This window comes from Devosia sp. A449, assembly GCF_054489375.1.
On the sequence record NZ_JBTMWU010000002.1, the window covers coordinates 282318 to 296796 of the forward strand.

The following is a 14479-nucleotide window of genomic DNA, read 5'->3' on the forward strand; positions in this document are numbered from 1 at the left end:
GATAGGAGCTAGTCGTGGCTATCAACACCCCGTTCAATGCCGCCGCTGCTGCCTATGGCAATGCCAGCCGGCTGGTTACCCAGGCCGCCAAGCCGCAGACCGATCTGACCGCGCTCGCGGGCGGCGGCAGCGGGGGCAATAATTTCGCCGACATGCTGGCTCAGCAGGTGCAGGGCGTGGTCGACACCGGCCGCGCCAGTGACGCCATGGCCATCGACATGGTCAACGGCAAGGCCAATGTGGTCGACATGGTGACCGCCCTCAGCGAGACCGAAATGGCCATCGAATCCATGGTCACCGTCCGCGACCGGGTGATCTCCGCCTATGAAGAAATCATGCGGATGCCGATCTAAGGCGCTCCCCAACCACGGTGTCACCCCGGCCTTGAGCCGGGGCCCATCTCGAGATCTCAGGCTGGGTCCCGGCTCAAGGCCGGGATGACACCGAGTTTGGTCGGGCATACAGCCCTCTCGCAATCTCGTGGCCGGGAGTACAATCACCCCACGGCGATTCGGCCGGCAGGAAGCATCATGAGCGGCGCGGACGTTCTCGACATTGCCAGTGACGGCATCTGGACGTTGATCATCGTCGCGGCGCCGATGATGATTGTCGGGCTGGTGGTCGGCGTCGTCATCGCCTTGTTCCAGGCACTGACCCAGATTCAGGAACAGACCCTGGTCTTCGTCCCCAAGATCATCGCCATTTTCCTCACCATGCTGCTGACCCTGCCGTTTCTCGGCGCCACCATGGGCGGCTATATGAACCGCGTGGTCGACATGATCATCGTGGGCGGCTGACGGTGACGATCGGGCTCGACTGGCTGCCCAATACCGCCTTCGTCTATCTGCTGCTGTTCTCGCGCATCGGCGCCATCCTCATGCTGATGCCGGCGCTGGGCGAGAACATGATCCCGGTGCGGATGCGGCTCAGCTTCGCGCTGGCCTTTACCCTCGTGGTCTATCCGCTACTGAGCGACGCCATGCCGGTCATGCCGCAAGACATGATGGCCATTATCGGCCTGATCTTCCATGAATTGGCGATCGGCATCATTCTGGGGGCGATCGTCCGCATCACCGTGATGGCAACCCAGGTGGCCGGTGCGATCATTGCCTTTCAGGCCGGCTTGTCGGCCGCCATGACCGCCGACCCGACCCAGGCGGGGGTGCAGGGCGCGGTGTTCGGCAGCTTTCTTAGCTTTCTCGGCATGGTGCTGATCTTTGCCACTGATCTGCATCACGTGGCGCTGGCAGCGACCTATGACAGCTATATGGTGTTCCCGCTCGATGCCCCGCTGATGTTCGATGATGCGGCGCAATTGGCCATCCGCACCGTGGCCGGCGCCTTCAGCGTCGGCGTGCAGATGTCGGCGCCGTTCATCGTTTTCGGGCTGGTGTTCAATCTGGGCGCCGGCATTTTGGCCCGGCTGATGCCGGCGATGCAGGTGTATTTCGTGCTGATGCCGGCCAATATCATGATCGGGCTGACGCTGATGGCGCTGCTGCTGACCATGATGATGGGCTGGTATCTCACCTCGTTCGAGAACCATCTGGCGATGTGGAGGGGCTGAGCCATGTCAGACGAAGCCCCGGAACAAGCCAGTAAAACAGAAGACCCGTCCCAGAAAAAATTGGAGGACGCCCACAAGAAGGGCGATGTCGCCAAGAGCCAGGAGGTGACCACCTGGTTCATGCTGCTCGGCTCCGCGGTGATTTTCTCCATGATGGCACCGGCCACGGCGGCCAATCTGGCCGGCTCGCTCAAGCTGCTGCTCATGAATGCCGATCAGTATGAATTGGGCGGCGCGGGCTTCGGCGCCTTCTTCAACGGGCTGGCGCTGACGCTGGTCGGCACCATTCTGGTGCCGCTGGCGGTGCTGTCGACCTGCGCCATCCTGGCCAATCTGATCCAGCACCGGCCGCTGCTATCGGTCGAGCCGATCACGCCGAAGCTGTCCAAGATTTCGCCGTTGGCCGGCGCCAAGCGGCTGTTTTCCAGCGAGTCGCTGGTCAATTTCGGCAAGGGCCTGGCCAAGATCACCATTGTCGGCGTGGTGGTGGTGATGGTGGTGTGGCCCGAGCGCGACCGGCTCGACACCATGATGACGACCGATCCGATGGTGATCCTGATCAACTTCCAGGATATCGGCATCAAGATTTTCATCGCCGTGCTGGCCGTTGTCACCGCCATTGCCGCGGCCGATTTTCTCTATGTCCGCCAGAAATGGTGGAAGAAACAGATGATGACGGTTCAGGAAACCCGCGACGAATACAAGCAGATGGAAGGCGATCCCCATATCAAGGGCAAGCTGCGCCAGCTGCGTCAGGAGCGGGCGCGCCAGCGCATGATGTCGGCGGTGCCCGACGCCACGGTGGTCATCACCAACCCGACCCACTTTGCCGTGGCGCTGAAATACGACAAGGGCATGAAAGCCCCGCTCTGCGTGGCCAAGGGCGTCGACGCCGTGGCCTTGCGCATCCGCGCCGTGGCCGAGGAACACGATGTCACCATCGTCGAAAACCCGCCTTTGGCCCGGGCGCTGTTCGCCAGCGTCGACATCAATGACAGCATCCCCGGCGAGCATTTTCAGGCCGTCGCCGAAGTCATCGGCTTCGTCATGCGGTTGAAGCGCGGGGCAGGGTGGAAGTCGAGTTAGGCGGGGTCGGCCGCCACCCCCTCCCAACCTCCCCCATCAAGGGGGAGGTGCCGCCCGGTGCTTAGGCTAAGGCCGTGCCACATACGGGATCGATACCTCCCTTGATGGGGGAGGATAGGAGGGGGTGGAGCCACAGGCGCGATCTAGTCGCCTCCAGACTTATCCATCTTATCCCCGCCCCTCATTCCTCCCGCATACTCCCCTCATCGCCCACGCCAGAGCGCGATCATGACGAGTGATGAGCGTGGAGACGGTCGGGGATGGGAGGTCGCTCCCACTACGCAGAGGAAACCGGCAGCTACGCCTGCAACATTGGCGTACCTGAACCAACCTGCGAAAATCCCGACATGGTGGCGAGGCGGCTGTCTCACTATCTAACTAATCATCGAGGCAATCGCCTCGCCATCATCGCTCGAAAACCGCACACAGGCGGCGCTTTGGCATGTCTGCTGCCATCCGTGTTGAAAAGCGTGTTCGCCCTCCCGCTGTGCCGGGTCATTTGCTAGACCTTGGTGTAGCGCCTGATTCGGCCCGACTCACCGGCTACGGAGCAATTAGACCCATGGCAACGACGCCGCTCGGCGAGGACAATTACCCCGACCCGCTCGTGGCCGCAGGGCGCGGCGGCGCCGGGCTGTGGCGCGTGGTCCTGCTTGGCCTGGTGCTGGTGGGCATTGCGGTCGCGGTTTCCTTCTTCAGCGACCATATTCCAGCCGACCTGATCATGACCTTTGTCGGCGTGCTGGCGGTGGTCGGCGTGTTCTGCCTGTTCGGGCTGGCGGCGGGCTTGTTCCGCTTCGCCAATGGCGAAGAGCGGCGCACCATTTCCAATGCCGTGGTCGATAGCCTGCCCTTTGGCGCGGTGGTGTCGGATCGCGATGGCAAGATTTCCTACGTCAATTCGCATTATGGCAGCTTTGCCGGCGCGGTGAGCAGCGGGTTGCCGGTCGGCGTGCCGCGGCTGTTTGCCGGCCAGGCCGATGCCAGTGAGGGCATTTACCGCCTGTCGCGCGCCGCCAAGGATGGCCGCGCGGCGGTGGAGGATATTCGCATTGTCGGCGGGCTGGGCGGCTCGCTGGCCGATAGCGCCAAGCCGTTCTGGTATCGCGTCGGCGTGCGCCCGCTGCCGGAATCCGATGAAACCACCAAGCCGCTGGTGATCTGGTCGGTGGAGGATATCACCCGCGACCGCGACAATAATGAAAGCGCCTTCCGCGACCTGCAGCGCGCCATCGATTATCTCGATCATTCGCCGGCTGGTTTCTTCTCGGCCGATGCGCAGGGGCAGATCCAGTATCTGAACTCCACCCTGACCGATTGGCTCGGCTATGACCTGGCCGAGTTCAATGCCGGCAATCTTAGCCTGTCCGAGCTGATCCGCGGCGATGGCGCGACGCTGCTGATGCGCGGGCGCAGCGACGGCGAAATCCGCACCGAGATCATCGATATCGATCTGGTGCGCCGCAATGGCACGACCTTCCCGGTGCGCCTGCTGCACCGCGCCGCCCGCCTCGCCGATGGCGAACTGGGCGAGACGCGCACGCTGGTGCTCGATAAATCCAATGCGCCCGACACCGAAGAAGAGCTGCGCGCCGCCGAAGTGCGCTTCTCGCGCTTCTTCAACGACACCCCCTTCGCCATCGCCACGCTGGATGCGGAAGGGCGCATCATCCGCACCAACGCCCCGTTTGGCCGTATCTTCAAATGGGCGGGCGAAGAGAAAAGCCTCGAATTGCAGCCGCTGAGCGAGCTGATCGGCGAAGGCAGCCGCGAGAAATTCGCTCGCGCCATTGCCGATGCCACCGGGCATCGCTCCGAAGTCGAGCCGGTCGATGCGCTGCTCAGCGCCGAGGGCGATTATGCCGTGCGGCTCTATCTGTCGGCCTCCGAAATGAGCGCTGGCTCGCCCGAGCAGGTCAATGTCTATGCCCTCGACATGACCGATCAGCGCAAGCTTGAGGCGCAGTTTGCCCAGAGCCAGAAAATGCAGGCCGTGGGCCAGCTGGCCGGCGGGGTGGCGCATGACTTCAACAATCTGCTGACGGCCATTATCGGCTTTTCCGACCTGCTGCTGCTCAAGCACAAGCCGGGCGATCCCTCGTTCAGCGAGCTGATGCAGATCAAGCAGAACGCCAATCGCGCTGCCGGCCTCACCCGCCAGCTGCTGGCCTTCTCGCGCCGCCAGACCCTGCGCCCGCAAGTGCTGGAACTGCCGCTGATCGTCGATGATTTGACCGTGCTGCTTAAGCGCATGATCGGCGAAAAGAACACGCTCAGCGTCGAGCATGGCCGCAATATCTGGCCGGTGCGCGCCGACGTGGTGCAGCTCGAACAGGTGATCATCAATCTGGTGGTCAACGCCCGCGACGCCATGGACAATGGCGGCTCCATCACCCTGCGCACCGCCAATGTCGAGCGCTCCGAGACCGAGCGGCTGAATTTTGACGGCATGGCCCCGGCCGATTATGTGCTGATCGAAGTGCAGGACACCGGCACCGGCATGAGCCAGGAGGTGATCCAGAAGATTTTCGAGCCGTTCTTCACCACCAAGGAATTGGGCAAGGGCACCGGCCTCGGCCTCTCCACGGTCTATGGCATCGTCAAGCAGACCGAGGGCTATATCTACCCGGTCTCGGTGGTGGGCGTCGGCACCACCTTCAAGATTTTCCTGCCGCGCCATGTGCAACTGGCCAGCGAAGTGCAGGCCAAGGCCGCTGCGGCCCCGGCCCGCGACCTCACCGGTCACGAACGGATCCTCTTGGTCGAAGACGAGGAAAGCGTGCGCGCCTTCTCGGCCCAGGCGCTGCGCGCCACCGGCTATGAGGTGTTCGAGGCCGATGGCGGCGAGGAAGCGCTCGAAGTGCTGGAAGAGCTCGACTACAAGATCGACCTGATGATCTCCGACGTGGTGATGCCGGAAATGGACGGCCCAACGCTGCTCAAGCATCTGCGCCAGACCATGCCCGATCTCAAGGTGATCTTCGTCTCCGGCTATGCCGAGGAAAGCGTCCGCCGCGACATCGAGGACGACCAGAGCGTCGAATTCCTGCCCAAGCCGTATTCGCTCGACCAGATCAACACCAAGGTCAAGGAAGTGCTGCAGATGGTCGGCAAGAGCGATCCCCAGTGAACGTCCATGGGCGCTTTGAGGGGCCGGGCGAGTTCAATGTGCTCGGCGAGCCGCTGCAGCCCTGTTCCAGCGACCCGCTGACCGGGTTTTTCCGCACCGGCTATTGCGCCGCCGGACCGGACGGTGCCGCCAATCATCTGGTCTGCATCGAGGCCAGCGCGGCGTTCCTGGCCTATTCCAAATCGGTCGGCAATGATCTGTCGACGCCGATGCCGCAATACGCCTTCTCCGGGCTGGTAGAGGGCAATCGCTGGTGCCTCGTGGCCCAGCGCTGGTTGCAGGCCCATATGGCCAGCCAGGCCCCGCGCGTCTTCCTCCGCGCCACCAATCAAGCCGTGCTCGGACTTATCCCCCTCGACCTGCTCAAGCCCTATGCTCTGGATTTGAACTAAGTCTCCTTCACCTCTCCCTCTGGGGGAGAGGTCGGCGCGCAGCGCCGGGTGAGGGGGCCTTGGTGCAGTGTGTGGGAACGTCGCCATCACCCATCCACGATGTCACCCCGGCCTTGGGCCGGGGCCCATCCTGAGATCTCGAGATGGATCCCGGCTCAAGGCCGGGATGACACCGCGTTTTAAATAGGTGCAGAAGTGCCTAGCCCACCAGTTCCGCCAACACCGCATCCAGCTTGGAATACCCAAACTCCATGCCCTCGGCCATCGGCGTCGCCAGCGCCCCGTCGCGCGCTGCCTTGCTCGAATAGGTGATGGTGTTGACCAGTTCCGTCCGCTCACCCTCCTCGGCGAGGGTCAGTGTCGATATCGTCTCGCCGCCGGTCCAGTCATCCTCGAACAGTTCGGCGCTGACCACGCGGGACACTGGCTCGATCTCGCGGACCACGCCGCTCATGGCCATCACATAGTCGCTGGGGGCTTTCCACTCGTAGCGATATTTGCCGCCGACTTTGGCCTCAAACTCGCACACCGTCATGATCCAGCCTTCGGCGCCATTGAGCCAGCGCCGTATCAACGCCGGCTGGGTATAGCAGGCAAACACCAGATGGCGGGGTGCATCAAACTGTCTGGTGATGACGATCTGCGTATCGCTTGGCGTGGTTACGGTCAGGGGTCCAGCAAAGCCCATCGCGTCGTCTCCTCAGTTATTATTGCCGGCCATGGCCTCAAGTTGCTTCAGCTCATCGAGCAAATTATCGAGGCTCTCGAACCGCGTCTCCCAGAATTTGCGATATTCGATCAGCCAGCCGGTCGCCTCGGCCAGTGGCGCGGCCTCCAGCTTGCAGGGACGACGCTGGGCGTCGCGGCTGCGCGAAATCAGCCCGGCATGCTCCAGCACCTTGAGATGCTTGGAAATCGCCGGCTGGCTCATGGCGAAGGGTTCGGCCAGTTCCATTACCGAAGCCTCGCCCTGCGCCAGCCGCGCCAGAATGGCCCGCCGCGTCGGATCGGCGAGCGCCTGGAAGGTGGCATCAAGATTGGCAGGCGTCGGCATGGCAATAACTTTCAGGTTTCAGAGCCGTCCGGTTATGGTAGGCGCGACCTAAGATATGGTCAAGCACTGCCGCCGGGGATCGGCGTGCCGGACGCCAGCAGGCCCTTGGCCGCCAGCGCGGTCCACAACTCGTTCGGCACCTTGACGTCCCACCACGCCAAAATGCCATCCAGCTCGGCCGGCGAGCGCGGCCCGGGCAGCACATTGCACACCGCCGGATGAGTCAGCGGGAATTGCAGCGCCGCGGCGGGCAGCGGCACACCAAACTCCTGGCAGACCGCGGTGATGGCTTTGACCTTGGCAACGATCTCGTCGGGGGCCTTGGCATAGTTGAAGGTATCGCCGCCCACCAGAATGCCCGAATTGAACGGCCCGCCGACCACCACCGAGGCGCCGCGTTGCAGGCAGGTGCTCATGAACGGCTCGAGCGAGGTCTGCTCCAGCAGCGTATAGCGACCGGCGAGCAGGAACACGTCCCAGTCGCCCAGCGCAAAGGCGTCCATCAGTACTTGCCATTCATTGACGCCCAGCCCGATGGCCTTGATCAGGCCACTGTCGCGCAATTCGCGCAGTGCCCGATAACCGCCATTGGCCAGTTGTGCCCAATGCGGCTTGTTGCCCTCGACGCCATGGGTGGCTTCGCCAATGTCATGCACATAGAGAATGTCGATGGCGTCGACGCCGAGCCGCTGCAGGCTGTCCTCGAAGGAGCGCATCACCCCGTCATAGGAATAGTCATAGACCTCCCGGAACGGCAGCGGATCGATCCATTCGTCGCGCGACCAGGCTGTGCCATGCACGGGCCGCAGCAAGCGGCCGACCTTGCTGGACAGCACCGCGCCAGCGCGTCTTTCGCGCAGCACGTCGCCAAATAAATGCTCGGAGCGGCCAAAGCCGTAATGGGGGGAGGTATCGAAATGATTTATCCCCGCATCCAGCGCGTGCGCTATCGTTGCACGGGCCTGATCGGCAGGAACGGAGGTATAGTTTCCGGCGAGCGACGCGCCGCCCAGCCCTAGCGTGGTCACCTCCAGATCGGTCTGACCGATCCGGCGTTTCTCGAAACAGCGCGCCATATTATCCCTCCGCCAAGCGGAGGGATAACTGACATGTTAGTGGCGTGGCAGCAAGATCAATAGATGTTGCCGACGATTACCGGATGCTCGGTTTCCACCCGCACCGCATTGCGCAGCGGCGCGCCGAACTGGGGCTCTTCGATCTCGAAGATGTCGTTGGGCTGGGTACTGATGCCGTCGGCAAAGCTCAGCGTGGCAGTGCCGAACATGTGGACGTGAATATCGCCCGGATTGCGGAACAGCTCATATTTGAAGTGGTGATATTCCAGATTGGCGATGGTGTGGCTCATATTATCCTCACCCGACAGGAACGGCTTTTCCCACAGCAGCTTGCCGTCACGCCAGATGCGCGACTTGCCTTCGATATGCGCCGGCAGATCGCCGACCCGCAATTCCGGCCCAAAGGCGCAGGCGCGCAGCTTGGAATGGGCCAGGAACAGGTAGTTGATCCGCTCGGTCACGTGATCGGAAAACTCATTGGCCAGGGCAAAGCCCAGCCGGCGCGGCTGGCCGTTCTGGTCGATGAGATAGATGCCGGCGATTTCCGGCTCCTCGCCGGCGTCGAGGGCAAAGCCGGGCGAGGGAATCGGATGGCCCGGATTGACCACCGAATAGCCATTGCCCTTGTAGAACCACTCCGGCTGTACGCCCTTGAGGCCGTTGGCCGGCTTGCCGCCTTCGACGCCCATGCGGAACATCTTCATCGAGTCGGTGAGGGTCTCTTCGGCTTTGGCGCCGCTGGACTGGTGCATGGCGTCGCGCGTGGCGGCCGAGCCGAGATGGGTGAGGCCGGTGCCGGTCAGATAGAGATGGGCTGGATCGGGATGGTCGACCGGCGCCAGCATGCGGCCTTCGGCCAGGATGGCGGTGCGGTCCACGGTCTCGCCAAGCCCCTGTTCGGCGACCAGCGCCCCCAGCCCGATATTGCGGGCGAGGGCTGCGCTGGCCAGCGCGTAGACACTGGTGGCGCCAGTAACGACGCGGGCCACCCCGTCCTGCACCGCGCCCACGGCGCGTTCGCCGTTTGGATCAAAAAACTGGATCAAATTCATGGCGCGGCTCCTTCGCTAGGCCCTTATGGCGCGATCGCTGGCATAAAGCGCAACATGGAACGGTCAGGCAAGTCAAAAATCATACTTATTGTGCGCGGGCCTGACGGGGCGGTCCGGCATAGACTGTCGCCAGGGCCGGGCGATTCTGTGGCCAGATGCCGATGTTCTCATTTTGTCCCTTGACAGCACAAGAACAAGATGAGAACAAATAGCGTACATTCAATGCATGACCACCTGCGGTGCCCGCGCGTTGCGCAGCCTCCAAGAGCGTGGAATAAGGAGAGAATAGATGGCGAACGCGTCGCTTCGTGTAGTTGAAGGTGGATCGATGGATAAGGACAAGGCACTTGCTGCGGCGCTCAGCCAGATTGAGCGCAATTTCGGCAAGGGCTCAATCATGCGCCTGGGTGAGGCGTCGGCGATCGAAGTGGAGGCAATCTCCACTGGCTCGCTCGGTCTCGACATCGCCCTGGGCATTGGCGGCCTGCCCAAGGGGCGAGTCGTGGAAATCTTCGGGCCGGAAAGCTCGGGCAAGACCACGCTGGCGCTGCATGTCATCGCCGAAGCCCAGAAATCCGGCGGCATCTGCGCCTTTGTCGACGCCGAACATGCGCTCGATCCGATTTATGCCCGCAAGCTCGGCGTCAGCGTCGATGATCTGCTGATCTCCCAGCCCGATACCGGCGAGCAGGCGCTCGAAATCACCGATACGCTGGTGCGCTCCGGTGCCATCGACGTGCTGGTGATCGATTCGGTCGCTGCGCTCACCCCGCGCGCCGAACTCGAAGGCGAAATGGGCGACTCGCTGCCGGGCCTGCAGGCTCGCCTGATGAGCCAGGCCATGCGCAAGCTGACCTCGTCGATCTCCAAGTCGAAATGCCTGGTCATCTTCATCAACCAGATCCGCATGAAGATCGGCGTGATGTATGGTTCGCCCGAAACCACGACCGGCGGCAACGCGCTCAAGTTCTACGCTTCGGTACGCCTTGATATCCGCCGTATCGGCGCCCTCAAGGACCGCGAGGAAATCGTCGGCAACCAGACCCGTGTCAAAGTGGTCAAGAACAAACTGGCCCCGCCATTCCGTCAGGTCGAGTTCGACATCATGTATGGCGAAGGCATTTCCAAGACCGGCGAATTGCTCGATCTGGGCGTCAAGGCGGGCATTATTGAAAAGTCCGGCGCCTGGTTCTCCTGGGACAGCCAGCGTCTGGGACAGGGCCGCGAGAATGCGCGCCAGTTCCTCAAGGATAATCCGGAAGCAGCGGCCACCATTGAGCGTGGCGTGCGCGAAAGCTCGGGTCTGCTGGGCGAAGTGCTGCTGGTATCCGGTGGTGACGACGCGGCGGATGACGGCGAATAAGACGACCTTCCCATGCAGGGATTTTTCGAGGCATCGCGCAAGCGGTGCCTCTTTTTGTTGCCGGCAAGCCCTAATAGGGCAGCAATGCTGGACATTCCTGTTGGCCGCACGATAGAAAGCTGCCGACCTTTTCTGCGGCGCCATCGCGCCAACTCCCGAGTGAAAGTCTCCAGATGACCAGCGTAAACGCCCTCCGTTCGAGCTTTGTCGACTACTTTGCCCGCAATGGTCACGAGGCCGTGGCGTCGAGTCCGCTGGTGCCGCGTAACGATCCGACGCTGATGTTCACCAATTCGGGCATGGTGCAGTTCAAGAACACCTTTACCGGCGTCGAGAAGCGCCCCTATTCGCGGGCCACCACGGCGCAGAAATGCGTCCGCGCCGGCGGCAAACACAATGATCTCGACAATGTCGGCTTCACCGCGCGGCACCACACCTTTTTCGAGATGCTCGGCAATTTCTCCTTTGGCGATTATTTCAAGGATCGGGCCATCGAACTGGCCTGGGACCTGCTGACCAAGGATTGGGGCCTGCCCAAGGACAAGCTTATGGTCACCGTCTACGAGGACGATGACGAGGCGATGGAGCTGTGGAAGAAGATTGCCGGCCTGTCCGAGGATCGCATTGTGCGGCTCGGCGCCAAGTCAAATTTCTGGCAGATGGGCGATACCGGCCCCTGCGGTCCGTGCTCGGAAATCTTCTACGACCATGGCGACAAGGTCTGGGGCGGCCCGCCGGGCTCGCCCGAGGAAGACGGCGACCGCTGGATCGAGATCTGGAACCTGGTGTTCATGCAGTATGAGCAGCAGGGTGATGGGTCGCGCAGCGCCTTGCCGCATCCGTCCATTGATACCGGCATGGGCCTCGAACGCGTCGCTGCGGTGATGCAGGGCGTCCACAACAATTACGATATCGACCTGTTCAAGTCGCTGATCGGCGCTGCCGCTTCGGCGACCGGGGTCGATATTGATGGCGAAGGCAATCGCAGCCTGCGCGTCATTGCCGACCATTTGCGCTCGATGAGCTTCCTCATTGCCGAAGGCGTGCTGCCCTCCAATGAAGGAAGAGGCTATGTGCTGCGCCGCATCATGCGCCGTGCCATGCGCCACGCCACCCTGCTCGGCAGCGACGAACCGGTGATCTACAAGCTGGTGCCGACGCTGGTGCGCGAGATGGGCCAGGCCTATCCCGAACTCAGCCGTGGCGAAGCCCTGATCGCCGAGACCGTGCGCCTCGAAGAAGGCCGCTTCCTCAAGACGCTGGGGCGCGGCCTGCAGATCCTGGCCGACGAGACCAAGGAAATGGGTGAGGGCGCAGTGCTCGACGGCGCCAGCGCCTTCAAGCTCTACGACACCTATGGCTTCCCGCTCGACCTGACCGAGGATGCATTGCGCCTGCGCGGCATTACCGTCGATCAGCCGGGCTTTGATTCCGCCATGGCCGCCCAGAAGGCGGAAGCCCGCAAGAGCTGGTCGGGTTCGGGCGAAGCTGCCACCGACACCGTTTGGTATGGTCTGGCCGACAAGTTCGGTCCCACCGAATTCCTCGGCTACGAGACCGAGACCGCCGAAGGCGAGGTCAAGGCGCTGCTCAGGGACGGCAAGGAAGTCGATGCCCTCGCCACCGGCGAGGAAGGCTTTGTCGTGCTCAATCAGACGCCGTTTTATGGCGAGAGCGGCGGTCAGGTCGGCGATAGCGGCGTGATCCAGGGCGAGGGCGTCACCGCCACCGTCATCGACACGCAGAAATTCCACGGCGTCTTTGCCCATAAGGTTCGTGTCACCGCCGGCAGCCTCAAGCTGGGCCAGCCGTTGACGCTGCTGGTCGATCCGGAGCGCCGCGGCGCCATCCGCAGCAATCACTCGGCCACCCATCTGCTGCATGAGGCGCTGCGCCTGGTGCTGGGCGATCACGTCGCCCAGAAGGGCTCGATGGTTTCGGCCGATCGCCTGCGCTTCGACTTCGTCCACACCAAGCCGGTCACCGAGCAGGAAATGGCGCAGGTGGAAGACATCGCCAACGCCATCGTGCTGCAGAACACCCCGGTCGAAACCCGCCTGATGGGCGTCGAGGAAGCCAAGGAATCGGGCGCGCGCGCCCTGTTCGGCGAAAAATACGGCGATGAAGTGCGCGTTGTCGCCATGGGCCTGCCCACCGGCAACGGGTTGGGCTGGTCGGTGGAATTGTGCGGCGGCACCCATGTGCGCCGCACCGGCGATATCGGGCTGGTCTCCATCGTCGCCGAAAGCGCTGTCGGCGCCGGCGTGCGCCGCATCGAGGCGCTGACCGGCAAGGCAGCGCGCCATCGCGGCAATAACAATGTGGCCATCGTCAATGCGGCGGCGGGCCTGCTGCGCTCCGGCAGCCATGAAGTGCTCGACCGGATTGGGGCACTGCAGGATAATATCAAGAAGATCGAGCGCGAACTGACCGATGCCCGCAAGAAGCTGGCGCTGGGTGGCGGCACCGGTTCGGGCGCCTCGGCCGCAGCCGATGAGACGGTCAACGGGGTGACCTATGTGGGCCGCACCGTCGAAGGCATCCTGGCCAAGGACGTCAAGGGCCTGGTCGATAGCGAAAAGCAGCGCATCGGCTCGGGCGTCGTCACCGTCGTGCTCAAGGGCGACGATGGCAAGGGCACCGTGGCTATCGGCGTCACCGATGATCTGACGTCGCGCTACGCCGCCGGCACGCTGATCAAACTGGCGACGGCAGCTTTGGGTGGGCAGGGCGGCGGCGGTCGTCCAGACATGGCCCAGGGCGGCGGACCGGATGGCTCCAAGGCCGCCGAGGCCATCGCCGCCGTGCGCGACGCGCTCTAGACAACAAAAAAATCCCCGCGAAAGCGGGGATTTTCGTTTCTGGGTCTAAAGCCCGGTGCGGAAGAAGAACAGCCGCGGCTTCCAGACGATCTTCATCTTGTCGGTCAGGACGTTCGCCAGCCCCGCCGCCAGCACGATGAGCATGCCGACCACGGCCACCCAGTCGGGGAATTCGCCATAGAAGGCGGCGCCCAGAATGATTGCCCAGATCAGCTGGCTATATTGCACCGGGGCGATCAGATTGGCCGGGGTGACCTTGGTCGCCTGGATGATCAGCATGCCGCCAATGCCGCCAAACATGCCGATGATCAGGAAGATGGCCAGCTGTTCCCAGCTGGGCCAGACGAAGCTGGGCAGCATCAGCACGAAATTGAACACCAGCGAATAGAGCGCCAAAATTCCCATGATGCTGATCCGCCGCTCGGTCGGCGCGATGTGGCGCAGGATGATCGTGGTCATTGAGCCGAATACGACCCCGGCCGCCGCCGCCAGATGCCCCAGCTCGAGCGCCCGGACCCCGGGCCGGATGACCAGCAGCACGCCGAGAAACCCGACAAGCAGCAGCGCCCAGCGCAGCCGGCGCACATGCTCCTTGAGCACCAGAACCGACAGGGCGGTCACCAGCATCGGGGTCATGAAGGCGATGGCATAGGTATCGGCGAAGGGGATGTGGGTGAAGGCATACATCACGCAGGCGGTGCCGCAGATGGCGGTGACGCAGCGCAGTTGCAACAGGTATTTGTGCTTGAGATGAAACATCTCGCGCCAGCGCTCGTGGCGGTTGATCAACACCAGCGGCACCATCGAAAACGATGTGGTGAAGAACGCGATTTCGAACACCGAAATGCCGGGACCTATGCCCTTGATCAAAGCGTCGGCGAGCGAAAAAATGGCATAGGCCAGAAAGGCGAGCAGGACGCCGGTCGGCATCGCAACA

The 14479-nt window shown here is 62.8% G+C and carries 13 protein-coding genes; 8 read left to right on the forward strand and 5 right to left on the reverse strand.

The genetic code is table 11. The features are described from left to right. The first annotated feature begins 14 nt into the window (after positions 1-14). The 6 genes from fliE (at position 15) to ACX3OW_RS07100 (ending at position 6175) form a co-directional block, all read left to right on the forward strand. Positions 15-353, forward strand: a complete 339-nt coding sequence (gene fliE, locus ACX3OW_RS07075; RefSeq protein WP_459095055.1) for a flagellar hook-basal body complex protein FliE — start codon at positions 15-17, stop codon at positions 351-353. Between the two features lie 177 nt (positions 354-530). Beyond that, a complete protein-coding gene (gene fliQ, locus ACX3OW_RS07080) occupies positions 531-797 on the forward strand; it encodes a flagellar biosynthesis protein FliQ (protein WP_459095056.1) in 267 nt (88 codons plus the stop codon). Between the two features lie 2 nt (positions 798-799). Beyond that, positions 800-1567: a flagellar biosynthetic protein FliR gene (gene fliR / locus ACX3OW_RS07085; RefSeq protein WP_459095057.1), complete on the forward strand. Its 768-nt coding sequence runs from the start codon at positions 800-802 to the stop codon at positions 1565-1567. A 3-nt stretch (positions 1568-1570) separates the two neighbouring features. Continuing rightward, entirely contained in the window at positions 1571-2653 is a 1083-nt protein-coding gene (flhB, locus tag ACX3OW_RS07090; RefSeq protein WP_459095058.1) for a flagellar biosynthesis protein FlhB, read from the forward strand. Between the two features lie 562 nt (positions 2654-3215). Further along, a complete protein-coding gene (cckA, locus tag ACX3OW_RS07095; RefSeq protein WP_459095059.1) occupies positions 3216-5783 on the forward strand; it encodes a cell cycle histidine kinase CckA in 2568 nt (855 codons plus the stop codon). After that, positions 5780-6175, forward strand: coding sequence for a DUF2237 family protein (locus ACX3OW_RS07100; protein ID WP_459095060.1), 396 nt, complete (start codon positions 5780-5782; stop codon positions 6173-6175). The genes cckA and ACX3OW_RS07100 overlap by 4 nt, the downstream gene beginning before the upstream one ends. A 199-nt stretch (positions 6176-6374) precedes the next feature. Here ACX3OW_RS07100 and ACX3OW_RS07105 read toward each other — a convergent pair whose 3' ends face one another. Genes ACX3OW_RS07105 through araD1 form a run of 4 tightly spaced genes read right to left on the reverse strand, consistent with a single transcriptional unit; the run spans position 6375 to position 9357 of the window. Then, on the reverse strand, positions 6375-6863 hold the full coding sequence (locus ACX3OW_RS07105) for an SRPBCC family protein (protein ID WP_459095061.1): 489 nt from the start codon (positions 6861-6863) through the stop codon (positions 6375-6377). A gap of 12 nt (positions 6864-6875) precedes the next feature. Continuing rightward, positions 6876-7229: an ArsR/SmtB family transcription factor gene (locus tag ACX3OW_RS07110; protein ID WP_459095062.1), complete on the reverse strand. Its 354-nt coding sequence runs from the start codon at positions 7227-7229 to the stop codon at positions 6876-6878. A gap of 59 nt (positions 7230-7288) precedes the next feature. Continuing rightward, positions 7289-8305, reverse strand: a complete 1017-nt coding sequence (locus ACX3OW_RS07115) for an aldo/keto reductase (protein ID WP_459095063.1) — start codon at positions 8303-8305, stop codon at positions 7289-7291. A 56-nt stretch (positions 8306-8361) separates the two neighbouring features. Beyond that, complete coding sequence (gene araD1, locus ACX3OW_RS07120; RefSeq protein ID WP_459095064.1) at positions 8362-9357, reverse strand: AraD1 family protein; 996 nt, start codon at positions 9355-9357, stop codon at positions 8362-8364. A 289-nt stretch (positions 9358-9646) separates the two neighbouring features. On the opposite strand from araD1, the gene recA reads away from it, so the two are divergent. Further along, positions 9647-10720 (forward strand): recombinase RecA, encoded by a 1074-nt coding sequence (recA, locus tag ACX3OW_RS07125; protein WP_459095065.1) that lies wholly within the window; start codon positions 9647-9649, stop codon positions 10718-10720. A 173-nt stretch (positions 10721-10893) separates the two neighbouring features. Next, positions 10894-13542, forward strand: a complete 2649-nt coding sequence (alaS, locus tag ACX3OW_RS07130) for an alanine--tRNA ligase (protein ID WP_459095066.1) — start codon at positions 10894-10896, stop codon at positions 13540-13542. Positions 13543-13587: 45 nt separating this feature from the next. On the opposite strand, the gene ACX3OW_RS07135 is transcribed toward alaS, so the two are convergent. Then, the gene (locus ACX3OW_RS07135; protein ID WP_459095067.1) at positions 13588-14472 is read right to left on the reverse strand and encodes a DMT family transporter; all 885 of its coding nucleotides are present in this window, start codon (positions 14470-14472) and stop codon (positions 13588-13590) included. Positions 14473-14479 lie beyond the last annotated feature (7 nt).